1 protein-coding gene is annotated in these 254 nt (G+C 72.8%); it reads left to right on the forward strand.

The window, feature by feature from the left end; all coding sequences use genetic code 11:
* The coding region (locus Q5762_RS39055; RefSeq protein ID WP_315897067.1) for a hypothetical protein at positions 1 to 189 on the forward strand (189 nt) is incomplete at its 5' end.
* Between the last annotated feature and the right edge of the window lie 65 nt (positions 190 to 254).

Below are 254 nucleotides of genomic sequence, written 5' to 3' on the forward strand. Positions count from 1 at the left end.
GTTACCCAGCAGGCGCTGGGCGGCACGCTGGGCCGCAACGGCGACGGCATGGTCGGCAGCAGTCTTGGCGGCGCAATGAGTGGCCCGCTGGGCGCGGTCGGCAACAGCACCCGTGGCATCGCCGATACGGTGCGCGGCGCACTGGGCCAGTTCCCGCTGCAGGGCACCGCCCCGGCAGGTGGCAAATGAAGGCCCTGGCCTGGCCGCTGCTGGCGGTGATTGCCGCGCCGCTGTCCGCATCGGCCGACGACTAC

Source organism: Streptomyces sp. P9(2023) (assembly GCF_032436795.1).
Classification (GTDB): Bacteria; Actinomycetota; Actinomycetes; order Streptomycetales; family Streptomycetaceae; genus Streptomyces.